At 67.8% G+C, this 23,735-nt stretch carries 20 protein-coding genes and 1 pseudogene; 11 read left to right on the forward strand and 10 right to left on the reverse strand.

Annotation, left to right across the window (positions count from 1 at the left end):
* Positions 1 to 11: 11 nt before the first annotated feature.
* Together ACZ9GM_RS02545 and ACZ9GM_RS02550 are read right to left on the reverse strand one after the other, a co-directional pair.
* Complete coding sequence (locus tag ACZ9GM_RS02545; protein WP_476037223.1) at positions 12 to 1,376, reverse strand: lipase family protein; 1,365 nt, start codon at positions 1,374 to 1,376, stop codon at positions 12 to 14.
* Positions 1,373 to 2,488 (reverse strand): hypothetical protein, encoded by a 1,116-nt coding sequence (locus tag ACZ9GM_RS02550; RefSeq protein WP_476037224.1) that lies wholly within the window; start codon positions 2,486 to 2,488, stop codon positions 1,373 to 1,375. Before ACZ9GM_RS02550 ends, ACZ9GM_RS02545 begins: the two co-directional genes overlap by 4 nt.
* Positions 2,489 to 2,746: 258 nt before the next feature.
* Here ACZ9GM_RS02550 and ACZ9GM_RS02555 point away from each other — a divergent pair, with 258 nt between their 5' ends.
* Both ACZ9GM_RS02555 and ACZ9GM_RS02560 read left to right on the forward strand, forming a co-directional pair.
* On the forward strand, positions 2,747 to 3,541 hold the full coding sequence (locus ACZ9GM_RS02555; protein WP_476037225.1) for an N-acetylmuramoyl-L-alanine amidase: 795 nt from the start codon (positions 2,747 to 2,749) through the stop codon (positions 3,539 to 3,541).
* 192 nt (positions 3,542 to 3,733) lie between these two features.
* Positions 3,734 to 4,108, forward strand: coding sequence for a GNAT family N-acetyltransferase (locus ACZ9GM_RS02560; protein WP_291473656.1), 375 nt, complete (start codon positions 3,734 to 3,736; stop codon positions 4,106 to 4,108).
* A gap of 3 nt (positions 4,109 to 4,111) precedes the next feature.
* Here ACZ9GM_RS02560 and ACZ9GM_RS02565 read toward each other — a convergent pair whose 3' ends face one another.
* Both ACZ9GM_RS02565 and ACZ9GM_RS02570 read right to left on the reverse strand, forming a co-directional pair.
* Positions 4,112 to 5,284 carry an ABC transporter substrate-binding protein gene (locus tag ACZ9GM_RS02565; RefSeq protein WP_476037226.1) on the reverse strand — a complete coding sequence of 391 codons (1,173 nt, stop codon included), beginning with the start codon at positions 5,282 to 5,284 and terminating at the stop codon, positions 4,112 to 4,114.
* An 11-nt stretch (positions 5,285 to 5,295) separates the two neighbouring features.
* Positions 5,296 to 6,654, reverse strand: a complete 1,359-nt coding sequence (locus tag ACZ9GM_RS02570; protein ID WP_476037227.1) for an 8-oxoguanine deaminase — start codon at positions 6,652 to 6,654, stop codon at positions 5,296 to 5,298.
* 199 nt (positions 6,655 to 6,853) lie between these two features.
* On the opposite strand from ACZ9GM_RS02570, the gene ACZ9GM_RS02575 reads away from it, so the two are divergent.
* Positions 6,854 to 7,900 (forward strand): Gfo/Idh/MocA family protein, encoded by a 1,047-nt coding sequence (locus tag ACZ9GM_RS02575; RefSeq protein WP_476037228.1) that lies wholly within the window; start codon positions 6,854 to 6,856, stop codon positions 7,898 to 7,900.
* Here the strand turns inward: ACZ9GM_RS02575 and ACZ9GM_RS02580 are convergent.
* Together ACZ9GM_RS02580 and ACZ9GM_RS02585 are read right to left on the reverse strand one after the other, a co-directional pair.
* Positions 7,881 to 8,870 (reverse strand): hypothetical protein, encoded by a 990-nt coding sequence (locus ACZ9GM_RS02580; RefSeq protein ID WP_476037229.1) that lies wholly within the window; start codon positions 8,868 to 8,870, stop codon positions 7,881 to 7,883. The genes ACZ9GM_RS02575 and ACZ9GM_RS02580 overlap by 20 nt on opposite strands.
* A gap of 34 nt (positions 8,871 to 8,904) precedes the next feature.
* Entirely contained in the window at positions 8,905 to 9,171 is a 267-nt protein-coding gene (locus ACZ9GM_RS02585; RefSeq protein ID WP_291473660.1) for a hypothetical protein, read from the reverse strand.
* A 70-nt stretch (positions 9,172 to 9,241) separates the two neighbouring features.
* Here ACZ9GM_RS02585 and ACZ9GM_RS02590 point away from each other — a divergent pair, with 70 nt between their 5' ends.
* Both ACZ9GM_RS02590 and ACZ9GM_RS02595 read left to right on the forward strand, forming a co-directional pair.
* The gene (locus tag ACZ9GM_RS02590; RefSeq protein WP_476037230.1) at positions 9,242 to 10,342 is read left to right on the forward strand and encodes a glycerate kinase; all 1,101 of its coding nucleotides are present in this window, start codon (positions 9,242 to 9,244) and stop codon (positions 10,340 to 10,342) included.
* Positions 10,324 to 11,121 (forward strand): SGNH/GDSL hydrolase family protein, encoded by a 798-nt coding sequence (locus tag ACZ9GM_RS02595; RefSeq protein ID WP_476037231.1) that lies wholly within the window; start codon positions 10,324 to 10,326, stop codon positions 11,119 to 11,121. The genes ACZ9GM_RS02590 and ACZ9GM_RS02595 overlap by 19 nt, the downstream gene beginning before the upstream one ends.
* Positions 11,122 to 11,136: 15 nt before the next feature.
* Here the strand turns inward: ACZ9GM_RS02595 and ACZ9GM_RS02600 are convergent, their stop codons facing one another.
* Positions 11,137 to 12,615, reverse strand: a complete 1,479-nt coding sequence (locus tag ACZ9GM_RS02600) for an NAD-dependent succinate-semialdehyde dehydrogenase (RefSeq protein WP_476037232.1) — start codon at positions 12,613 to 12,615, stop codon at positions 11,137 to 11,139.
* Between the two features lie 37 nt (positions 12,616 to 12,652).
* On the reverse strand, positions 12,653 to 13,771 hold the full coding sequence (locus ACZ9GM_RS02605; RefSeq protein WP_476037233.1) for an alcohol dehydrogenase catalytic domain-containing protein: 1,119 nt from the start codon (positions 13,769 to 13,771) through the stop codon (positions 12,653 to 12,655).
* Positions 13,772 to 13,843: 72 nt separating this feature from the next.
* On the opposite strand from ACZ9GM_RS02605, the gene ACZ9GM_RS02610 reads away from it, so the two are divergent.
* The 4 genes and pseudogenes from ACZ9GM_RS02610 (at position 13,844) to ACZ9GM_RS02625 (ending at position 17,409) form a co-directional block, all read left to right on the forward strand.
* Positions 13,844 to 15,499 (forward strand): helix-turn-helix domain-containing protein, encoded by a 1,656-nt coding sequence (locus ACZ9GM_RS02610; protein WP_476037234.1) that lies wholly within the window; start codon positions 13,844 to 13,846, stop codon positions 15,497 to 15,499.
* 30 nt (positions 15,500 to 15,529) lie between these two features.
* Positions 15,530 to 16,522: pseudogene (locus ACZ9GM_RS02615) on the forward strand (pirin family protein); the annotation flags it as partial.
* Between the two features lie 33 nt (positions 16,523 to 16,555).
* The gene (locus ACZ9GM_RS02620) at positions 16,556 to 16,936 is read left to right on the forward strand and encodes a GNAT family N-acetyltransferase (RefSeq protein WP_291473681.1); all 381 of its coding nucleotides are present in this window, start codon (positions 16,556 to 16,558) and stop codon (positions 16,934 to 16,936) included.
* Positions 16,933 to 17,409, forward strand: coding sequence for a carboxymuconolactone decarboxylase family protein (locus ACZ9GM_RS02625; RefSeq protein WP_476037235.1), 477 nt, complete (start codon positions 16,933 to 16,935; stop codon positions 17,407 to 17,409). The genes ACZ9GM_RS02620 and ACZ9GM_RS02625 overlap by 4 nt, the downstream gene beginning before the upstream one ends.
* A 160-nt stretch (positions 17,410 to 17,569) precedes the next feature.
* Here the strand turns inward: ACZ9GM_RS02625 and ACZ9GM_RS02630 are convergent, their stop codons facing one another.
* Entirely contained in the window at positions 17,570 to 19,156 is a 1,587-nt protein-coding gene (locus ACZ9GM_RS02630; protein ID WP_476037236.1) for a PucR family transcriptional regulator, read from the reverse strand.
* A 97-nt stretch (positions 19,157 to 19,253) separates the two neighbouring features.
* Here ACZ9GM_RS02630 and ACZ9GM_RS02635 point away from each other — a divergent pair, with 97 nt between their 5' ends.
* Positions 19,254 to 20,756: a CoA-acylating methylmalonate-semialdehyde dehydrogenase gene (locus ACZ9GM_RS02635; RefSeq protein WP_476037237.1), complete on the forward strand. Its 1,503-nt coding sequence runs from the start codon at positions 19,254 to 19,256 to the stop codon at positions 20,754 to 20,756.
* Positions 20,757 to 20,781: 25 nt separating this feature from the next.
* On the forward strand, positions 20,782 to 22,164 hold the full coding sequence (locus ACZ9GM_RS02640; protein ID WP_476037238.1) for an aminotransferase class III-fold pyridoxal phosphate-dependent enzyme: 1,383 nt from the start codon (positions 20,782 to 20,784) through the stop codon (positions 22,162 to 22,164).
* 14 nt (positions 22,165 to 22,178) lie between these two features.
* On the opposite strand, the gene ACZ9GM_RS02645 is transcribed toward ACZ9GM_RS02640, so the two are convergent.
* Entirely contained in the window at positions 22,179 to 23,684 is a 1,506-nt protein-coding gene (locus tag ACZ9GM_RS02645) for a lipase maturation factor family protein (RefSeq protein WP_476037239.1), read from the reverse strand.
* Positions 23,685 to 23,735: the final 51 nt, after the last annotated feature.

The raw sequence follows: 23,735 nt of genomic DNA on the forward strand, positions 1-23,735 counted from the left end.
GACAGTCCTGCTCACTCCTTCAACTGCGCCTCCAACCAGCTCACCGTCTGCATGCCGAACAGGTCCGTTCCCCAGCCGTAGATGTCCGTGACGAACCGCGTCATCGAGCAGTCCGTCGGTTGGTAGCTCACCGGGGTGCCACCGGCACGGTAGCGGTCGGCCAGGTTGCGGGCGTCCGCCGCCGGCACCAGCGACATCGGCGAATCGTCGGCGACGCAGGAAGCGATCAACACGGGCGCCTCCGGGGACGCACCCTCGGCGCCGAGCAGGTTGTCATCGTAGACGTGCTGGAACTCGGGGATGTCCGCCGGCGGGATCCCCGCGGTGAACAACGCGGACAGTGGGACGAAGGGCATCGAGAAGTACGCGGGGGTCTGGCACTCGCCGCGGTACCAGTCGGCGATCTGCCGGCCCAGGGGAGTGAGGTGGGAGTTGAGGTCCATCTCCGGGTACTTCGGCTCCAGACCTAGCAGGGTGGCGAAGACGAAACCGGAGCCCAGCGACCCGTCCGAGCCGCGGAAGAAGTTGCGCTGGTCGACGACCATGCCCTCCAGTGCCGATCCGCGGATATTGAGCTCCGGAGCGTAGGACGCCGCCCTCTCCGCCGCGAATCCTGCCCCGACACCACCACCGGCGATGCCGAAGATCCCTACCGGGGCCTGCGGGTCGAGGCCCGCGTCCTCCAGTCGCATCGCCGAGCGCACCCCGTCAAGCAGGGTGTTCGCCGCGTACTTCCCGGCGAAGACGCCGTGCGGCGATTCCTGGGCGTCATTGCCGACGTCGCTGATCATCACCGCCCAGCCGCGGTCGAACATCATCGCCAGCGGGCCGAGCGCGGACCAGGAGGACCCGTCCATGGGGTTCGACCCGGTCCACTGGGTCGACGGGTGGCAGCGGGCACCGACCGAGTCATTGGCCTCCTGGTATCCGATGACGGGACGGGTGGCGTCGTCGCGGCCGTCGTCGGGGACCATGAGGATGCCCGTGCTGATCGACCGGGTGCCGTCCATCTCCTCGGTGACGAACATGGTGCGCCAGGCGCGCAGATTGCCGGGGCGCACCCCGGTGAACTGCACCTGCACCGGCTCCGACTTCAGCAGGGTGCCCGGGGCCTCGTCGGTCAGTTCGGGCTCGTCGTAGAACGGGTCGCTCACCGGGGACAGCGGGTCGAGGATCTCCTGCGGTGTGGCAAGGCGTCCGTCGGTGAAGGTCGAGACGACGTAGCCGGTGAAGATCTCGTCGACGCCCGGGGTGCGGGTCGGGGTGTCCACGGTGTCGGTCGGGTCGGCACCGGCAGGGGAGGCCAGAGCGACGGTCAGCGCGGTCGCGGTGAGCAGTGCAGGCAGCGTAGGCAGTGCGGACAGGGTGGTTTTCATCGGATCTCCACGGTGAAGGTGGTTGCGGCGTCCTCGGCGATCGCACCGAGGTTGGCCAGCGGTCGGTGCAGCTGCATCTGCAGTGCCATCGGGGTGTTGAGCTGGGTGTTCAGTGCGTCCCAGTGGTGGGTGACCTGGTCGGTGTAGCCGGGCAGCAGCTGGTCGGTGATGTAGTCCCACCGCTCATCGAAGTTCGACCAGTCCCAGTCCGGCAGCGGCACGGTGACCTGTGCGGTCTTCCCACCGGCGAGTTGCCGGGTGAAGTGGATCGGACGCCACGACCGCATCGGCTGGACCCCGCCCACCGACGGCGAGCCGACCATGGTCGTGGCGTAGGTCAGGGCCTCGCCGAGGTTGCCGCGGTAGGTGCGCACAGCGTCCCACCGCTCACCGATGACGGTGAGCTGTTCGCGGTGCAGAAGCACCTCGTTACCGGCGGCGATGCGGGCAGGCTCGCCGGAGGCGATGTCGCGCCAGGCGTCCATGATCTCCGGTCCGAAGACGCCGGCATCCGCCATCTCCTGCAGGGCGGGCAGTCCGCCGTCGACGTAGGCCTGGTGCATCGGCATGAGGTCGCAGAAGATGGCCTTCTGCATCACGAGGATTTCGCCGATGATGTAGTCCATGTCCGAGGAGGTCAGCTCCGGCATGGTGGCCAGGGCGCGCAGTCCGGAGGGGAGTCGGTCTACGGCGTCCTGACCGGCGGCGTCGCGGATGCCGGCCACGATCTGCTGGGCGAGCGGCTGCACGCCGTTGATCCGGTAGACGGTCGCCATGATGTCCATGTCGAGCAACCCTCCACCGAAGTCGGCGCCGGAGAGCCCGCCCATGCCGGCCCACTGCAGTTCGCGGTGGTCACGTTGGAAGGCGAGGTAGCGGTCGTAGCTGCGCTCCAGGTTGGTGGTGTTCGCCGCGACACCGGCCCGTGGGGCCCAGGCGTCCAGGTCGATGCCGGCGGTGTCGGTGACGCGACGCAGCCAGGTCTCGTGCAGTGCGGCTGCGTCACCGGTGAGCGGCCCGTCGGCGGTGACCGGGCAGGACGCCCCGGCCCAGGTCTCCACATCGCGGTCGGTGGCCGTGGCGGCGGGCATCGCGAGGGTGGCAGCTGTCATCAACGCCACCAGCGTGGCTGTGACGCGACGTCCGGAAAGACGTGGGGGCAGGTGCAGGGGCACAGGATTCTCCCGGGGCATAGAGGACTGGGCGGACAGTAGCCCAGAACGACGGTGCGGCGAGGTCCGACGTGCCTGTCCGGGCGCATCTGATGCTACGGGGTCGGTGCAGGTGGCGCCGCGGATTCAGGTGAATCAGAATCATGAAAGTTAATCTCCGCAACTCTGGTCACTTCAGTCACAGGTATTCTCGACTCCATGAGTTTCCCGAGGATTACGGTGGGCGTCATCACCGCTGCCATGACTGTCGGATCCGCTACCGCAGAAGCAGCGGATCTCCCGGGTTCGTCCGGCGGGGCGACGCCCTGCACCGTCGCACTGGATCCGGGGCACAACGGGGTAGCGACGAACACCTTCGACCCGGTGACGGGCGTCCTCATGGCGGACTACCCGAATGGGCAGGAGGACGCGGACGCCCTCGAGATCGCCCGTGCTGTCCGCGACCGCGTGGAAGCTGCCGGGTTCGGAGCGCTCCTGCTCAAGGACTCCATCGACGACAATGTCACCTACCGGGACCGGGTCGACCGTGCGGCAGCCGGGGACGCGGTGATGGGTGTGTCGATCCACACCACGCCCGGGGCGGACGGCTCCGCGGTGTATCCGCAGCGGGTGGGCGGTTTCCGTACCGGCGAAGGCGCCGACGGGCAGCGGACCACGGTGACCTTCGGTGACGTCGCCACCGCCGCGGAGTCGCAACGCTTCTCCACCATGATGGCAGGTGCCCGCTCGGTCGCGGAGCTGCGTGGCGTGCCGGTCACGGATCTCAGCTTCGACGGTCGGGAAGGGTTGTGGGGCGGGAATCTGCCGGTCATCTCGCTGATCGCGGACACCCCCTGGGTCTACAACGAGTTCGGCAGTGCGACCGGCGGTGGGGCCCACGGCATCAGCACGGCAGAGAAGGCCCGCTACGTCGACGGGCTGTCCGCCGGGATCCTCGCCGGACTGACGGCCTCACCGCAGTGTGCGGTGGCAGGGTCAGTGGGGTCACTGTAGAAGGACACGGTGGCCACACCCGCGAGGGGCACCTGCTGTGCAACGAAGGTGAGCCGGAGGCCGCGGCGGGGGTGTCTCCCGATGAACAGGGAATGTACCCTCGGTAAGGTATGCGTTCGTTCTGGAACGCACTGGCACGCACTGGCACGCACCGGCACTGCCCGAGGACACCGAGGGAACGAGGACCATCACATGACAGACACCACCGACCAGCTCACCGACCGCGAAGGCAACGCCGTGGAGGTCCGTTACCTGCCGGGCGAGGACGCCTACGGCATCTTCGTCGAGGGAGAGGTCAATCCCGCCGGGAAGGCGCACTACCTCGACCGTCCCGGTGAGGACGGTGCGGAGCGGGTCTTCCACCACACCGTGGTCGATGAGGCGTACGGGGGACGCGGTCTGGCCGGCATCCTGGTCGACAAGGCTCTGGCGGACGCTGCGGCGCAGAATCTCACCGTCATTCCGGTGTGCTCCTATGTCGCCCACTGGATCGAGAAGAACAACTGGCAGGGCAAGGCCGCACCCGCGACTGATGAGGTTCAGGAGTGGGTCGCGAACCAGGGGTAGGGGTCAGTCGACCAGCGAGACCTCGGGATCGAGAAATTCATTGGTGGCGATGTCCACCGGTGCCAGATCCTCGTTCACCGTCAGGCCCTGGTCGGCGAAGATGGGGGAGGTCTGGTCGATGACGGTCTGCAGTCGGGAGTCCTCGAAGGAACCGACGGTGCCGTCCGGACCGTCCTTCACCAGGTCAAGCGCCGAGAACTGCTCGGCCGCATTGGCGGCGATGTCCGTGTTGTACACCCAACCTCCGTCGTAGGCATCGTTGATATCGACGATGAGCTGGTTCGTCTCCTCGGGGGAAGCCATGTAGTCCACGATGCCTCGCTGTATCACCGGTACGAGCTGCTCCAGACACTCGGACTTGTCTTCCAGGTCGCCGGACTTCGTGGCGACCACCGACTTGTAGGCGGTGTAGCCGGCATCGTCGATGAGCTGGTAGTTCACCGGCTTCATCCACCCCTCCACTTCGTGCTCGTAGGAGTAGACGTTCGAGGTCACGAACGCTTCCTGTGCCTTCTTTCCGCCGGCGGCGACGAAACTGGAAGGAGATCCGTCGAAGCTGGAGTCCACCTGGCTCTCCGAGAGGATCCCGGCACCGGTGAGATAGTCCATGTAGGTCGCGCCCTGGAAGTACAGGACGTCTGCTCCGGCGTCCTTCAGATCGGCGATGGTCTTCACCTCTGGGTAGGTGTCCGGATCCCACATGATGGCCGCGGCAGCCTTCTCGAACGTGGAGAGAACACCGGTCGTAGGCATCTCACCGGATTGCTGGACAGACTGGTCGGAATCGACGAGGCCAAGGTAGATCGACGGATTCTGGTACAGCTGTGAGGTCACCGCCTGATTGCCGATCGCCGGGCCACCGGCGAGAATCTGTACGTCAACACCGGTGTAGCCGTTGTCCCCGTCAAACAGTGGGGCCGTGACCTTCTTCCCGTCGGAATCGATGTCGGGGTCCGGGCCGAGAAGTTCGTAGAGCTGACCGTGCTCGGCCTCAGGGAACCAGTCGGTCTGGATGCTGACGGTGGACGGGCAGACTTCCGACAGATCGGTTGCCCCGATCTCGCCGTCGTAGCCGGAACTCTCGGAGGAGGAGTCGGAGCTACAGGCGGTCAATGCCGCGACGACAGTGGTGATGCTGAGTGCGCCCAGCAGTGTGGTGGTACGGAAAGTGCGCATGATCAGTCCTTTCAGACGTTCTGCAGTTCAGTGGCGATACGCCGGTGGGTGGTGAGGATGTCGGAGTGGCCGGGGTGGGCCAGGCGTCCTTCGGACACGAGGACGCGTCCTGCGACGATGGTGGTGTCGGCGTGCTGGGGGCCGCAGCGCAGCCAGGCCTCCACCGGATCGCTGAGCGCGCCGGCCATCGCCTCCGGGGTGGCGGTCCAGATCACGAGATCGGCACAGGCTCCGGGAGTGAGATGTCCGGTCTCGTCCTCCCAGCCGAGGCACCGGGCTCCACCGCGGGTCGCGGCATCCAGGACCTCGCGGGCAGTTATGGCGGTCGGACCGTTCATGAACCTGTTGAGCAACAGTGCGGTGTGGGCCTCCATCCACATCGATCCGTGGTCGGTGGAGGCCGAGCCGTCGCAGCCGAGGCTGACCGGGGTCCCGAAACTGCGGAGCTTCCGGATGTCGGCGGCGCCACCGCAGATCAGCATGTTCGAGCTCGGGCAGTGCGAGACTCCGACACCGGCCTCTCCCATGCGCCGCGCCTCCTCGTCGGAGGGGAAGATGAAGTGGGCGACCCAGGAGCGGTCATGCATCCAGCCGACCCGTTCGAAATACTCGACCGGGGTGCAGCCGTAGACCTCAGCGCAGTAGGTCAGTTCATCCCGGTCTTCGGCGAGGTGGGAGTGGAGACGCAGGTTCCGCTTCTCTGCCATCTCCGCGGTGGAGCGCATGAGCTCCTCGGTCACGGTGAACGGTGCACAGGGAGCCAGAGCCACACGGGTCATCGCACCGGGAGAGGAGTCGTGGAACGCATCCACGACCCGCTCGCTGTCCGCCATGATCGTGTCGTGGTCCTGCACGACCACGTCCGGAGGTAGGCCTCCGTCCTTCACTGACCGGGTCATGGAACCGCGGTTGGCGTAGAACCGGAATCCCAGCTCACGGGCGGCGCTGACCTGGGCGTCGAGCAGATTCGGAGACGGGTGCACGTACATGTGGTCCGAGGACAGGGTGCAACCGCCGAGCAGCAGCTCGGCCATGGCGACCCAGGTGGAGGCGTGGACGGCCTCATCGTCGATGCGCGACCAGATCGGGTAGAGGGTGGTGAGCCAGGTGAACAGGTCGGAATTCACCACGGGAGAGAAGGACCTGGTCAGGTTCTGGAACATGTGGTGGTGTGTGTTAACCAGTCCCGGGGTCACCAGCTTCCCGCCGGCGTCGATGACTGTCGTGGATTCGGCGACCGGTTCCGGCAGCGGCTCGCTGGAAGCACCGACGGCGGCGACCCTGCCGCCGGTAACGGCGATCCAGCCGTCGGGGATCTCCCAGCCACGGTCGACGTAGATGTAGGCATTGGTGATGACGAGATCGGGCATAGGCGTAGTACTCCTGCGACGGGAACGGCACCCTGGCCCGGGATTCGTGGTCGTCCCGGCTCGTCATCGCAGTGGAACGGGCTGACTGTCAGTAAACGTGGGCACTGTTTCCAGTGCGTTGCGTGGTCGTAGCGCAACCATTTCTGTGTCGCGAACCACTCTCTGGCAGCTCGAAAGTCCCGGTAACTACAGTGGCCCCATGACCATTCGCACAGCTGTCCTCGGGTTCGGTCTGTCCGGCCGGATCTTCCACGCCCCCTTCATCGCCGCGAATCCTGCGTTCGAGCTGGCCGCGGTGGTGACCGGCAACCCTGGTCGTCGCGACCAGGCCAAGGCGGAGTACCCCGAGGTGGAGGTCCTGGACTCGGTCCACCTGGTCTTCGACCGGGCGGACGACTTCGACCTGGTGGTCATCGGAACCCCGAGTGGCACCCACTCCGATCTGGCGGGACGCGCCCTGGAGGTCGGCCTGCATGTCGTCGTCGACAAACCCTTCGCCGTCACCTCAGAGGACGGCCGTGCCCTGGTCACCAAGGCTGAACAGGTCGGCAAGGTCCTCACCGTTTTCCAGAACCGTCGGTGGGACGGGGACTTCCTCACCCTGAAGAAGCTCATCGACGCCGGCGAACTGGGGGAGGTCCGCCGCTTCGAGTCCCGGTTCGAGAGGTGGAAGCCGGAGCAGGGCTCCGCTTCCGCCGGCGGCGCAACCTGGAAGACCACCAGTGCCCGCGGCGAGGGCGGCGGCATCGTCTACGACCTCGGCGCCCACCTCATCGACCAGGCCGTGCAGCTCTTCGGCCCCGTCGCCGACGTCTACTCCGAGATAGACACCCGCCGTGAACAGGTCAATGCCGAGGACGACGCCTTCATCGCCCTGCACCACGAGTCCGGAGTCCGATCACAGCTGTGGATGAACGCGGTCGCGCCGGGACCCGCACCCCGGTTCCATGTCCTGGGCTCCGAGGCCGGCTTCACGAGCTGGGGCCTGGACCCCCAGGAACCCCAGTTGCTCTCAGGCATGCGCCCCGGTGATCCGGACCTGGGCGTCGTTCCCCAGAGCAGATGGGGGACGCGCTGGGCCGGTCTCGAGCAGCGGCCCGTGCCTGCCGAGAAGGGGAACTACTCCGAGTTCTACCGACTCCTGGCGGACGCGATCGAGGGCTCCGGTCCCGCACCGGTGGATCCCTCGGACGCGGTCTACTGCCTCGAGATCCTTGAGAAGGCCTTCACGCAGTCGGCTCAGTAGCCTCCCCGGAACCGCTCGCCCCGCCGGCCTCCACCAGCTCCGTCGCAGCCAGGCAGTCGCCGGTCACATCGAGGATCTTCGCCGCGGTCTCCGGGGTGGTGGTTCCGGTCTTGCCGAGGTGGTCTGCCGCGGCGGCGAGGACGTCGAACCACAGGGCATTGGCCAGGTTGGCGTTGCCACCGGTCAGTCCGGTGAGCCGCCCGGAGACGGTGTTGTCCGTCGGGGTGACCATCGTCGTCTTCGCGATGCCGGTGGTCTCCAGGTTCTCCAGGGTCGTGTACCCGGCGGCGAGGTCATTGCCGGCCACCTCGTAGGGCAGCAGGATCGCCTCGGCGCCGTGCTCGGCCATTGCCTCGGTGAAGGTCTGCACCGCCAGGGCGAACAGTGCGGTGATCACGCCCTGGTCGATGTCGAGGTGTCCATGGTCGCGCCAGGACCGACGGACCTCCACGATGCGTCCCCGGTCACCGGTGCGAGCGTCATCACTGTGGTCGGTGACGTCGATGACCTGTGCCTGTGCCTCGCATCCTTCTGCTGCCAGCTGGTCGAGTACGGCCGCGGCGGCACTGTGCAGGGCGATCCGGTCGACCTCCTCGGTGGCGAAGGCCTCGATACTGTGCAGTGCAAGCACGGCCTGCACCCACGCGCCGGTGACAGTGGTTCCCGGAAGGGCCCGGAGCTCATCGAGCAGCTCACCGGGAGCCTCGACGAACAACTGGCGTGGCTCCATGCCCTGGGCGCCGACGGCGACGATCAGGCCGTTGTCATCGATGACCGGGGGCTGCAGGAAGGCTTCCGTCATCTCGACAGCGCGGATCTGGTCGACACTGCCGGCGGCGGTCTGCAGCAGCAGGTCCAGTGCCTCCGGGTTGAGTTCGTCGACCGGCGTCCTGGTCAGGGCGGTGAAGATCTCCTCGGCGCGTCCGTGGTCGGGGCCGGTGAATGCAAGGTCGAGTCTGGCGTCGGTCATGGCGGCCATCCTAGGGGCCGTGCCGCCGGCTGCGTCAGGCGGCCGCCGAGTCCGGTGGTTCCTGACGCCGACGCTTCGTCGACGGTCGCAGAAGGAAGAGCTCGAAGGCATGTTCCTGACCGGCGGTCATTCCGGAGACGGTGGTCACCTCCTCCCGTGCTGGTGTGCGGTCCGGGCCGGTGTCCATGTCGCGGTCGGCGTCCCGCTCGCGGAGGATCGCGGCATCCAGGTTCTCGGAGAAGTCCTCCGGCAACGTCGGTGAGGTGATCAGGGAGAACAGGGTGTGTGCGGTGGTGTCCATGGTCAGAGACGTTAAACTCCGGAAAGGACAGCACCGTCGGCCTCCACCATCAAATAAGAACAGGTGTTCGATGAAGATCGTGATCGCCCCGGACTCCTTCAAGGAGTCCCTCACCGCCGTCGAGGCCTGCACGGCGATGGCAGCCGGTGTGCGCGACATCCTGCCGGACGCCGACATCATCGGGATTCCGATGGCAGACGGTGGCGAGGGCACCGCCGACGCCTTCGCCACTGCACTTGACCTGGGACAACACACCAAGACCGTTGCCGGGCCACTCGGCGATCCTGTCGAGGCGCACTGGTCCGGTGACGGCACCACCGCCGTCGTCGAGCTCGCCGAGGCCGCCGGGATCCACCTCGTCGCACCCGAACACCGCGACATCTGGGCCGCCGACACCCGCGGCGTCGGTCAACTTCTCAACGCCGCACTGGACACCGCACCGCAGAAACTCATCATCGGCCTCGGTGGCTCGGTCACCACTGACGGCGGACTCGGCCTGCTCGCCGCCCTCGGTGTCACTGCGGTGGACGCTGCCGGCGAACCCGCAGACCTGCGCCACGCCGCCCGTATCACCGGAGAGCGTGACCCCCGCTGGAATGACGTCCAGGTCGTCATCGCCGGTGACGTCGACAATCCGCTCTGTGGCTCGACCGGTGCCGCCGCCGTCTTCGGCCCGCAGAAGGGCGCGACCGACGAGGACATCCCGGAGCTGGACAAGGCCCTGCACCACTGGGCTGGCCTGCTCGCCGACCACACCGGCACAGACAGTACGACGATCCGCGACACTCCCGGTGCCGGAGCAGCCGGCGGGGTCGGCGCGGCGCTGCTCAGCGTCCTCGGCGCCGAGATGCGCTCCGGGGCCGACCTGCTGCTCGACCTGGTGGACTTCCGCGGAAAGGTTGAGGACGCCGACCTCGTGCTCACCGGGGAAGGGACGATCGACGCACAGACCGGGTACGGCAAAGCTCCTGCTCGGGTCGCGCATTCCGCGGGCAACGTACCGGTCGTGGCCTTCGGCGGACGGGTGGACGCCACCGCAGAGTCCCTGGTCCCGGGGATCTTCATCGACACCGTCGCGATCAGTGATCCGGCGTCCTCGCTGGAGGAGAATCTGGTCAACGCCGCAGACAGCCTACGGAAGGCGGTGGCGTCATGGCTCGCCGCACAGTGACGCTCCTGCTGGCGTCCCTGCTGCTCGCCGGCTGCAGCAGTGGCGGCAGCAATGACGAGGAACAGGCCACCAGCGTTTTCTTCGGTGACAGTCTCTCTGACGACGGCTCCGACGGCGTGCGCTACACCACCGTGCCGGGGGAGATCTGGGCGCAGCTCGTCGACCCGGACGGGCTGAACTACGCTGTCGGCGGCGCGAGGATCGACGGGGTCACCGGGCAGATCGACGACTTCCTCGCGGAGTACGACGAGATCAGTCCCGACCAGCTCGTCACCGTCTTCGCCGGCACCAATGACGTGCTCTCCGGCGATGAGACTGCCGCTGTGACCGCCGCCGAGGTCGACCAGATCGGACGGCTGCTCGACGCCGGAGCACAGAAGATCCTTGTCTTCATCCTCTTCGATCTCGCCGCGACACCCGCTTTCGGGGGCACGGACACCGAGGCCCACCTGGGCATCCACGACCGCACCCTGTCGTACAACCAGTCCCTGCTGCAGGGGCTCGCCGAGCGCTTCGGGAACGACGATCGGATCGGTGTCTTCGACACCTTCGGCGCGGTCAACGGGATGGTGACGGACCCGGCGTCCTACGGTTTCACGCACGGGGCGGGGGAGGACGCCTGCGCCGTCCCGGGCGCGGCCTGGTGCGACACGGACAGTCTTGTCGCCCCGGACGCCGACCAGACCTACATCTTCGCCGGGGGAGTGCACCTCACCACGAAAACCAATGAGCTCCTCGCCGCAGCCGTGAAGTTGCGCATCGAGGAGCTCTGGGGGTGACCGGAACGGGTCAGACTATCCCGCGTAGGGGTCGCGCTGGCCGACGTACTGGATGGTGGAGTACTCGGCGATGCCCTCGGCGGCACCCTCGCGGCCCAGACCGGACTGCTTGACGCCACCGAACGGGGCGGCGGCGTTCGAGATGACGCCGGAGTTCCAGCCCATCAGGCCGAACTCCAGGCCGTCGGCGAGACGGTACATGCGCGCCGGGTCCTGCGAGAAGACGTAGGACGCCAGGCCGAACTCGGTGTCGTTGCCCATGGCGATCGCCTCGTCCTCGGAGGAGAAGGTGAAGATCGGGGCGATCGGCCCGAAGATCTCCTCACGGAACACGCGTGCGCTGGTCGGGGCGTCCACGATGACGGTCGGGGCGAAGAAGTGACCCTTGCCCTCGACCGGGGTGCCGCCGACGATGGCGCGACCACCGGCGGCGACGGCGTCCTCCACCAGGGACTCGAGGTTGGCGACGGCCTTGGCCTCGACCATCGCACCGACGTTGACGCCCTCGTCCATGCCGTTGCCGACCTTCAGCTCGGCGACCTTGGCGGCGAGCTTCCCGGTGAACTCCTCGGCGATCGACTCGTGGACGAGGATGCGGTTGCCGGCGGTGCAGGCCTCGCCACCGTTGCGCATCTTGGCGGCCATCGCACCCTCGACGGCGACGTCGATGTCGGCGTCCTCGAAGACGATGACCGGGGCGTTGCCGCCGAGCTCCATGGAGGTGCGCAGCACGTTGTCTGCCGCGGCCTTGAGCAGGGTGACGCCGACCGGGGTGGAGCCGGTGAAGGAGACCTTGCGCAGGCGGGAGTCTGCCATCAGCGGGGAGGAGATGGAGGACGCGGACTTCGAGGAGACGACATTGAGAACACCGGCCGGGAGCCCGGCGTCCAGCATGGTCTGCGCGAAGTACTGGGAGGTCAGCGGGGTCAGCTTCGCAGGCTTGAGGACCATGGTGCAGCCGGCGGCAATCGCCGGGGCGACCTTGCGGGTGGCCATCGCCAGCGGGAAGTTCCACGGGGTGATCAGCAGGCAGGGGCCGACCGGCTTGTTGCGGGTGGTCATCTGGAGGGTGCCCTCCGGGACGACGGTGTGGCGGCCGTAGTGGCGGACGGTCTCCTCGGCGAACCAGCGCAGGTACTCCGCACCGTAGGTGACCTCGCCGTAGGACTCGGCCAGCGGCTTGCCCATCTCCAGGGTCATGAGGGTGGCGAAGGTGTCCTTGCGCTCGGTCACCAGCTCGAAGGCCTTGCGGAGGACCTCGGACCGCGAGCGCGGGGAGGTGCGCGCCCACTCGTCCTGGACGGCGGCTGCGGCGTCGAGGGCGGCGAGGGCGTCCTCGCTGGTGGCGGAGGCGAGGGTGGCGAGGTGCTCCTCGGTGGCGGGGTTCTCGACGTCGAAGGTGGCGCCGTCGGAGGAGTCGCGCCACTCGCCGTTGATGAGCAGGCCGGTGGGGACGTTCGCGAGGATGGAGGAGATGGTTGAGGAGTCAGTCATGTGTGTTCCTTGGTGTTCGTGGCTCTGGTGTGGGTGTTCAGTCGAAGAGGATGACCTGCCGGACGGCCTTGCCGTCCGCCAGCTCGTCCATCGCCTCATTGATCTGGTCGAGGCGGATGGTCCGGGAGATCAGTCTCTCGATCGGCAGGCGCCCCGATCTCCACCAGTCGGCGAAGGTCGGGATGTCGCGTTGCGGCACCGCCGAACCGAGGTAGCTGCCGATGATGGTGCGGGCCTCGGCGGTGATCACACCCGGCGGGACCTCCGACATCGCCTGTGGATGCGGCAGGCCGACGGTGACGGTGCGGCCACCCGGCTTCGTCGCGGCGAAGGCGGTCTCGAAGGCGCGCGGGTGACCGGCGCATTCCAGCGTGTGGGACGCCCGGATGCCCTGCTCGGCGACCTCGTCAGGGGTGTGGACGGCGTCCGCTCCGAGTTCCTTGGCGAGCTCCAACTTCTCGGGCAGGGCATCGACGGCGATGACCGGTCCCCTGGCCTCGGCGATGGCGCAGAGCAGCGCGGAGATGCCGACGCCGCCGAGTCCGACGACCATGACGGACTCGCCCTCGGTGCGATCCACCGCATTGAGTAGGGCGCCTCCGCCGGTGAGGACCGCGCAGCCGAGGACGGCGGCGATCTCCGGCGGGACGTCGTTGCCGATCTTCACCAGGGACGCCCGGTCGACCACGGCGTAGGTGGCGAAGCCGGAGACGCCGAGGTGGTGTTGGACGGTCTCGGTGCCGGTTCCGGTGGTCCTGCTCAGATGCCGGGAACCGTGGAGCAGCGTGCCGGCGGTGTTGGACGCTGTACCGCGCTCGCAGGGCAGTCGTCCGTCGGTTCTGCAGCCGTCACACTCGCCGCAGCGGGGCAGGAACGCCATGGTGACGCGCTCGCCCTCGGCCAGATCGGTGACCTCGTCGCCGGTGGAGACGACCAGTCCAGCAGCCTCGTGGCCGAGTAGCATGGGCACCGGTCGGGGCCGGTTGCCGTCGACAACGGAAAGGTCGGAATGGCAGAGCCCGGCGGCCTCGATCTTCACGAGGACTTCGGTCGGGCCGGGGGCGGTGAGTTCCAGGTCGCTGACGGTGATCGGGGTGGTCTCCGCGTAGGGGCGGGGACGACCGATCTCCTCGAGGACGGCGCCGGTGATGTGCATGTCCGTCATGGTACGCGCGACGAAAAGACCGTGGAAGTGGATCGATGCACACCATCATGCAAGAATCTGTGCATGAGTGACACCTCTGCTGCAGATGCTGACTGGCTCCACCGCCGACTCCAGTCCGCAACCCAGCTCACCGAGCTCCGAGACACAGAATCTACTCTCCAGGTGGTCGTCAGGCACACCCGCGGGCTGATGGACGCCGACATGGCCTACGTCAGCTTCACTGACTTCGACAGCAACGAGACGGTGATCCGGAAGACTGACGGCGTGCGCACCGGTGAGTACGCGTCGATCCGCCAGCCGCTGGGTACCGGCGTCCTCGGTCGCGTCGCGATCGGGCACGCGTCCTACTGGACCTCCGACTACCGCGCGGACGAGAAGCTGCACCACATGGGACCGATCGACGAGATCGTCGAGGGGGAGGGTGTGCGTGCCCTGCTCGGTGCGCCGCTGAGTGTGGCAGGACGCGTCATCGGCGCCCTGCTCATCGCCTTCCGAAGCCCACGGGAGTTCAGCGACACCGAGGTCGAACGTCTCGAATCACTGGCGGACCAGGCCGCGGTGGCCATCGACAATGCGCAGCGTCATGAACAGCTCATGGCGCTGGTCGAGTCCGATGCGGACCAGTGCGGGCAGCGCAGCGAGACCGACATCGCCGAGCTTTCCCGGAGTCTCGACCTCGACCGACGCCTCGTTGAAGCGGTGACCTCGGAGCTGCCCTCCTCCTCGCTGCTCGCCATCGGTGCCCAGGCGCTCGGCTGTGATCTGTGGTTGACCGATCTCACGGGGATGCGGCGGTTGGCGTCCTCGACGGACAGGGCTCTGCCCGACCGGACCGAGGGAACCTTTGTCACCGTCACCGCCGCCGGCCAGCAGTTCGGCCACCTGCTCACCGACCGCTCCCTCGGCGAGGCGGAGCAGGCGGTGCTGGAGCGTATCAGCCTGCACATCGCCCTGTGGATGATGCTGAGCCGGGCCCGCGAGGCCGTGGAACTGCGCGACGGCACCGAGGCGGTCACCGCCCTGATCGACGGCTCCCTCGACGCTGCCGGCTCCCGCAGTGTGCTGGAGGAATGGTGGCTCCACCAGGCGGAACGGTGGTGCGTTCTCGTGCTGGAGGCCCCGGAACCGGTGGTCGACCGGGTGGTTCGGGCGCTGTCGGCGTCCTCATCCTCCCCGGTGATCGTCGCTCCGCACGAGGGGCACATCTGCGTCATCTCCGGTGACGAACGCTGGGTGGACGCCCTGCCGTCGCTGTTCGTCCAACGTGGGTGGACGCTACGGGGCGGCGTGACCTGGGTGGACGCGCCGACGGATCTGCCGGACGCACACCGTACCGCCGAGCTGGCACTGTCTGCGCAGGCGACGCTGGGGTGGACCGGACTGTCCGACGGTACGGGACTCGGCGTGGTCGCTGCGGTGCTGCACCTGGGGGCGTCCGGCGGTCTGCCGACCGGGCTGATCGCCGACCTCACCCCGTTGACCTCATACGATGCCACCCATCACAGTGATCTGCTGCGCACCGCGGACGTGTACTTCTCGGCCGACGGCAATGTCGCACGGACAGCGACGGTGCTGGGTGTGCACCGCAACACCGTGCGGCAGCGCCTCGACCGGATCGGGGAACTGATGGGGGAGGACTGGAACCGGATGCCCCGCAAGCTCGATCTGCAGCTCGCGCTGCGGGTGCACGCGGTCGTGCCGTCCGGTACAATTGCGTGACACGTCAACTAAAACACTGAGGGAGACGCGATGTCCGTCAACGATCACGATCCTGTCCCGGTCGTCTGCGCCGCCGGCGACCCGCATGTCACGGTGGAACTGATCACCGCGCGCGACGTTCCGCTCGGCGGGGTGCGTTCCATGACAGTGCACCGCACGCTGCCGCAACGTCGACGCAGTCTCATCGGGGCCTGGTGCTTCATCGACCACTTCGGTCCCGACCGGGTCGTCCGGACCGGCGGCATGGATGTCGCCCCGCACCCGCACACCGGGCTCCAGACCGTGACCTGGCTTTTCGCCGGGAGCATCCATCACAATGACTCCGGTGGGGTACAGGCTTCGGTCCGTCCCGGCGAGGTCAACTTCATGACCGCCGGTGCCGGGATCTGCCACTCCGAGGTCTCCACCGACGGCACCGACATTCTCCACGGCGTCCAACTGTGGACCGCTCTGCCGGAGACCGCCCGCCACGGAGCCCGACGCTTCGACCACCACGCCCCGGACACGGTGCCCTTCGACGGTGGGGAGGCCCTCGTCTTCGTCGGCTCCCTCCTCGGTGAGACATCACCGGTACACACCTTCACACCGCTCGTCGGTGCGGAGATCCGCCTGACGCCGGGCGCATCCCTCGATCTGCCCGTCGACCCGGACTTCGAGCACGGCGTCCTCGTGGACACCGGCACCGTCACCGTCGAGGGCGTGACCGTGGAACGCACCGAACTGGCCTACACCGGCACCGGCGCCGCTGTCCTGCGGCTGCGCAACGGGGATACGCCGGCCCGGCTCATCCTGCTCGGTGGGACGCCGTTCCCCGAGCAGGTGGTGATGTGGTGGAACTTCGTCGGTCGGGACGACGCCGAGATCCGCCGGTTCCAGGCCGAGTGGAACTCCCACGGTGACCGCTTCGGTGAGGTCACCGGGTATGTCGGCCATGACCCGGACGGTCCAGACCGGTTGCCCGCCCCCGATGTGCCGGCAGTCATGCTGCGCGCCAGGTCCAACCCCGCCCCCGTCGCCCGTCCCGGTGACGACCCCTACCGGCCGAAGGAGGCCACCATGTCCGTCCCCACCCGGGCCACCGACCGTTCCGGACACCCTGTCGAGATCCGTCTGACCCCGGGCGGCACCGCCTACGGGCTGTGGATCCCCGGTGAGGACTCCCCGGCCGGCCTCACCCACTTCCTCGACCGGGAGGAGGACGGCATCCCCGCCCGTGTCTTCTTCCATACCGTCGTCGGCGACGACTACGCCGGACGCGGGTTGGCCGGCATTCTCGTGGATCACGCCCTGGCAGACACCCGCGACGCCGGGCGGACAGTCGTCGCGGTGTGTCCCTACGTCCACTCCTGGATCGACAAGCACGGCTGGGACGGGCCGCACCGTGAACCCGACGCCGCAGACATCGCCGCCGTCGAGGAGGACGGAGATCACGCATGAGCCAACGTCCCTATATCGACAAGACCCAGCCCGCCGTCTACCGGGCCCTGAACAACACGACCCGAGTCGCCAAGGAGGCCTACGAGGCCGCCGGGCTGTCACCGGCGCTCATCGAACTGGTGGATGTGCGGGTCTCCCAGATCAACGGCTGCCCGACCTGCCTGTCCATCCACGTTCCGGGCGCGCGCAAAGCCGGGGTGGAGCAGCGGATGCTGGACCTGCTTCCCAGTTGGCGGCAGGACAGCTCAGGATTCTTCTCTGATCAGCAGCGTGCCGCTCTGGCCCTGGCCGAAGCACTCACCGAACCGCAACCCGGGTCCGGACGCACGACTCCGGGGGACGCTGTGGAGGCTGCACTGGCTGTGCTCACCGCCGAGCAGGTCGCGGCGCTGGAGTGGGCGGTGGTGCTCATCAACGCCTACAACCGGATCTCCATCGGTTCCGGGCACCCGCCGCAGCCGACGCGGGGGTAAGTGGAGGCAGGGCGGCCGGGGTCGTCGGAGGTTAGCCAGGGTCCGCCATCGTGCAGCACATCTGCGTCAGGCACGAATCCGGCATTCTGTGCCACAGAGGTCCACATTCGTGCCTGACGCAGATCTGAAGCTCCTGGATGGGGGGTAGAGTCCCGTCAACTCACCGCACCCGCACCGCCAGGCTCAGCGCGAACTGCACCTCGCCGTCACCCAGATTCATGTCCAGCAGCCGTTCGATCTTGGCGATCCGCGCATAGAGCGAGGTCCGCGACAGGTGCAGTGCCGTCGCCGCCGCAGACCGGGACGCCGGATGCTCCAGCACCACCCGCAGTGTCTCCACGAGGTCCCCGCCGTGCCGCGCATCATGGTCGACCAGTGGTCCCAGCAGCCACCGGGAGAAGTCCCGGACATGCACATCGGCGCTCAACGAATCCACGAGAGTCGAGACCGGCGTCCCTCCGATGACTGTGACGCCGGGCTCTGCCTCCGTCACCCGGGACAGCGCCCGCAGCGCACGGGCCAGGTCGCTGGCGTCCCGCCGCACCGGGGAGATCAGCACCGACGCCTCCGGCCAACCCGTCAGCGACTTCAGCATCGACAGCGGGTCGCCGCCGACAGGCGCCGAGACCACCGCCCAGATCCGGTCGGCCGGATCACCCGATGCCTCGCTTTCATGGACTTCGCCCGGAGCGGCCAGCACATCCCAGCCGGTCCGGTCCGCGATCCGGCGCACGGCCACAGCATCCATATCAGCACCACCACCCCGCACCTCCACTGCAATGAGTGAGCGGTTGCGCGTCCGGAACCCGGACGCCGCCAGCACCTCCGCCAGCCCGTCGGTGGTGGTGTACAGGTTACCGGTCAGCCGGTCCATCGCCGCGCGGTGCAGCAGGTCCTCCCAGGTGAACGGGCGTGACGCGCCGAGCCGCTCGACCGCCAACGCCATGGCCGCCTGCCGCAGCACATGCGCTGTCCCCGCCACCGGCGACGGATCACCGAGCACGATGAGCCGACCCCAGTGCGTCCCACGGGCCATGACATCCACACACCAGCCCGCGGCATCCGGCAACGCCACCGGCTCGGCCACCATCCCGACCCGGCCGACCGCCGCCGACCAGCGCGTCGAGCGGGACGCCCAGTTGTCCAGCAGTGACGACGGCAGCTCCAGGCCCACCGCGTAGTACACGACCCGGTGCGCCGGATCCTCCAGCACCACCGCCGCACCGAGCAGCCGGGCAGCCTGGAGGATGAGTTGCTGCGGGGGAGCGCCGTCGACGATCATCGCGGTGAACGTCTCGGCGACCTCGCGCATCGCCTCTACCCGGGCGATCTCCCGACCCAGCAGTGTGGAGTGCACCTGCTCGGAGACATCGATGAAGCGGATCTCCGACCCTGTGGTGATCAGCGGCAGCCCGGTCCGACGGCACTCCGCCACGACCTCCGCCGGCACCTCGGACCAGTACTGGCCGATCTCCAGCACCAGGGCCGCGGCACCGGCGTCGTGGAAGGAGCGCACCAGGGCGCGCCGGGACGCGGCGTCCGCACCCCAGCCGGACCCCGTGGCCAGCAGCAGCTCGCCGCCGCGGAGCAGGTGACCGGCGCGGGCGGATTCGGCGACATGCACCCAACGCACCGGCCGGTCGAGCTGGTCTCCGCCGACGCGGACGCGCACCGCGGTGTTCCGGAACGCGGGCAGCGCGAGCGTCTCCTGCACGGTCAGCGTGTGGTTGACAGTCTGTTCAGTCACAGGCTCAGACTGCCACAGACCGCCGATGTGCCGCAGGTTTCGCCACCGTAGTGTCCGAGGGGACAGTACGGCGAAACCACGACTCACAGGAGCTGAGATGACCAGCACCCTCAATGACATCGAGACCCTCCACCACCTCATCGGCGGCGAGGCGATCAGCACCGCGAACCGCACCGGAGAGGTGTACAACCCGGCCACCGGTGAGCAGACCGGCACCCTTCCCTTCGCCGACGCCACCACCCTCGGACACGCCGTCGACGTCGCAGCCGCAGCCCTGCCCGGCTGGCGTGCGACCGGCATGGCCAAGCGCGCGAACATCATGTTCAACCTCCGCCAGATCATCGTCGCCCGCCGCGCCGAACTCGCCGCCATCGTCACCGCCGAACACGGCAAGGTCCTCGACGACGCCGACGGCGAGATCACCCGCGGCCTGGAGAACGTCGAATTCTGCGCCGGCCTGGTCCACCACATGAAAGGCGAATCCCTCGAGCAGGCGTCCACCGGCGTCGACGTGTCCCAGATCCGCCAGCCCGTCGGTGTCGTCGCCTGCGTGACCCCGTTCAACTTCCCGGTCATGGTGCCGCTGTGGATGGTCACCACCGCCATCGCCGCCGGTAACACCGTCATCCTCAAGCCTTCGGAGAAGGTTCCCTCCGCCGTGCTCTGGCTCGCCGAGGCCTTCCGCGAGGCCGGCCTGCCTGACGGTGTGCTCAATGTCGTCCACGGCGACAAGGACACCGTCGACGCCATCCTCGACGAGCCGCGCATCAAGGCTGTCTCCTTCGTCGGCTCCACCCCGATCGCCAGGTCGATCTACACCCGTGCCGCGGCCAACGGCAAGCGCGTCCAGGCACTCGGCGGGGCGAAGAACCACATGGTCGTCATGCCCGACGCCGATCTCGACGCCGCCGCGGATGCGGCGATCTCCGCCGGATACGGTGCCGCCGGTGAACGCTGCATGGCCGTCTCGGTCGTCGTCACCGTCGGTGACATCGCCGACGATCTCGTCGCCCGTATCAGACAGCGCATCAAGGACGTCAAGGTCTGCGACGGCACCACCCCGGGTGCGGACATGGGCCCGGTGATCACCGCCGCGTCCAAGCAGCGCATCGAGGGTTTCGTCGCCGGTGCTGCCGCCGAGGGTGCGACCGTCGTCGTCGACGGCCGGGACCATGACATGCCCACCACCGGCTTCTTCACCGGCCCGACCCTGGTCGACAACGTGAAGCCCGGCATGGCGGTCTACGACGAGGAGATCTTCGGACCGGTCCTGTCAGTCGTGCGCGTCGACACCTACGACCAGGCGGTCGAGCTGATCAACAACTGCCGCTACGCCAACGGCACCGCCGTGTTCACCCGCGACGGACGTACCGCCCGGTCCTTCAAGTTCGACATCGAGGTCGGCATGGTCGGCATCAACGTGCCGATCCCGGTGCCGATCGGGTCGTTCTCCTTCGGTGGTTGGAAGGACTCCCTGTTCGGTGACACGCACATGTACGGCCCGGAGTCATTCAACTTCTACACCCGCCGCAAGGTCGTCACCGAACGCTGGCCGCTACCGTCCGAGTCCCAGATCACCATGGGCTTCCCCACCAACTAGCTACCCCACCGGAAAAGGCACAGTCATGACCACCACTGCACAGGCATCCGACAGCTACTTCCCTGCCCGCCCGTCGACCGACGCCGGGATCCGCGATCTCGACCACGCCCACGTCTTCCACTCCTGGTCCGCCCAGGACGAGATCAACCCGCTGCCCGTCGCGTCCGGCTCCGGGGCGTCCTTCACCGACTACGAAGGCAAGGAGTACCTCGACTTCGGCTCACAGCTCGTCTACGCCAACCTCGGTCATAGCCACCCGAGGCTCATCCAGGCGATCAAGGACCAGGCGGACACCCTGCCGACCATCGCCCCCGGCTTCGCCAATGACGCCCGCTCCCAGCTCGCCGCGATGATCTCCCAGGTCGCCCCCGGCAACCTCAACCACGTTTTCTTCACCAACGGTGGGGCGGACGCCAACGAGAACGCCGTGCGTATGGCCCGCGCGTTCACGGGCCGGCCGAAGGTGATGAGCGCCTACCGCTCGTACCACGGTGCGACCTCCACGGCGATCAGTCTCACCGGTGACCCGCGTCGTTGGTCGAATGAGCCGGGCGACGGCTCTGTCGTCCACTTCTTCGGTCCCTACCTGTACCGCTCGATATGGCAGGCCGAGACCGCCGAGGAGGAGACCGCCGCGGCACTGCGCTCCCTGGAGCAGCAGATCATCCTGGAGGGCGCGGGCACCATCGCCGCGATCGTCCTGGAATCCGTCGTCGGGACGAACGGCATCCTCGTCCCGCCGCCCGGCTTCCTCGCCGGCGTGCGCCAGCTGTGCACGAAGTACGGCATCCTCTACATCGCCGACGAGGTCATGGCAGGTTTCGGACGCACCGGCCAGTGGTTCGCGGTGAACAACTGGGACATCGAGCCGGACCTCATCACCTTCGCCAAGGGCGTGAACTCCGGCTATGTGCCGCTGGGCGGCGTCGTCATCTCCGACGAGATCCGCGAGTTCTACGCCCACCGCTCCTTCGGCGGCGGCCTGACCTATTCCGGTCACCCCCTGGCGTGTGCTGTGGCGGTCGAGTCGATGAAGACCTTCGTCGACGAGGGCATTCTCGAGCGCACCCGCGATCTGGGCGAGCGTGTCGTCAGGCCCCGCCTGGAGGCTATGAAGGAGAAGCACGCGGTCGTCGGTGACGTACGTGGTCTCGGCCTGTTCTGGGCCATCGAGCTGGTGAAGGACGGGGAGACGCGCGAACCGTTGGTCCCGTTCAACGCCGCCGGAGCCGACAACGCCCCGATGGCGGAGTTCACGGAGCTCTGTCAGGCCGGGGGCGTGTGGCCGTGGACCCACTTCAACGGCGTCCACGTCGGCCCGCCGCTGGTCATCTCCGAGGAGGACCTGGTCCGCGGCCTCGAAGTCATCGACCGCGCGCTCGGCGAACTCGACAGGTACGCGCAGTAGAGCACGCCGGCCGATCAACTGATCCGGTGCATCTGTTCCAGATCCACCGACGGGACCAGTTCGTAGCGACGGTCCCGTACCCAGAACGCGCCGGTCCTCCGGTGTTCGGCCCGGTCGGTGAAGCGGTAGCGGTACGAGATCACCCGCACGGCTGTGGGTGCCTGGCCGTCGAGGGGGTCGGACGCCAGCAGTCGCAGCGTCGGTGCGTCCGCCTCGAGCAGGCGGCGCAGCAGGACGGCGAACCAGCCGTCGAGGCGGTCTCCCAGGGGCAGGAACCACATCATCCAGTCCAACCGCAGGTGGTAGGGCGCGAACTGACCGGGACGCCGCATCACGTCGCCCGGTTTGCCGCGGAACTGGTACTCGGCCCAGTCCTCCTCGGACGGATTCTCGGCCAGCGTCCCCTCGATGACGTACTCCGTGCGGGTCCTCGTCACCGTCCCGAAGGCACCGTAGGCGTTGCCGAGACCCCACCGGTTGAAGGCGCCGTTCATCACCTGGTTCCGGGAGAAGAGATTGCGCGCCGCCGGCCAGTTCAGCGTCAGGTAACCGACGGCGACGGCGGTGGTGAGGATCATCCACCACAGCGGCAGCTCGGCGTCCTCCACGGAACTGGAACCGGAACTGGAACCGGAACTGGAACCGGACGCAGGGATCCCCACGGCGGCGAAGGCGAGTATGATCGTCGCCCAGTTCAGCCAGGCGAAGTTGCCGGTCAGCACCAGCCAGAGCTGCGTCACCACCATGATGCCTGCCGCGACCGCTCCGACAATCAGCGGCCAGGAATCCTCCGTGAACAGTGAGAGCACCGGAACGAACAGCAGCCAGGTCACGCCCAACTGGGTGACGTGGTTTCCGATGACCTCGCCCCTGTGGAACCAGCGGGGCAGCAGATGTGCGGTCCGGCTGAAGGGACCGGGCATCGGCTGGGTCTCGTGGTGGTAGGTCAGGGCGGTGAGGTCACGCCACTCGCGTCCGCCCCGGATCTTGATCATCCCGGCACCGAACTCCAGCCGGAACAGCAGCCACCAGAACAGTACGAGTATCACCGTCGGCGGCGGCTGCGAGGTCGAGCCGAGGAAGGCGGCGAGGAATCCTGCCTCGCACAGCAGCATCTCCCAGCCGAAGCCGTAGAAGCGCTGGCCGATCGCGGTGACGGACATGTAGCCGCCCCACATCGCCAGGAAGCACAGCATCGGCACCCACGGTGGGCCGGCCTGGGGGAGTCCGGCGATGAGCAGGACCGCGAGGACGCAGCCTGTCGCACACAGGGCGACAAGGCGCCGGTCGGTGTATCTGACCAGGCTGAACACGGTGGGGCGCAGTGCTTTCTTCCCGCTGTGTTCCCGGAGCCGGCGCATCTTGTCGAGGAACGCCGGGGCGGGCAGCAGACCGTGCTCGCCTGCCAGCGGTCGGAACTGGCGGAGCGTGGAGAGGAATCCTATGAGGTAGAGCGCCGCGATGCCCCGCTGGAGGACCTCACGGGCCACCCCGAAGTCCACGGCGGCGAACCCGTTCATGGTCACCAGGGTAGGCGTGGTTCCTTCCCGGTACCCCCACCGTCACCAAAA

The organism is Corynebacterium sp. UD i78, assembly GCF_056280545.1.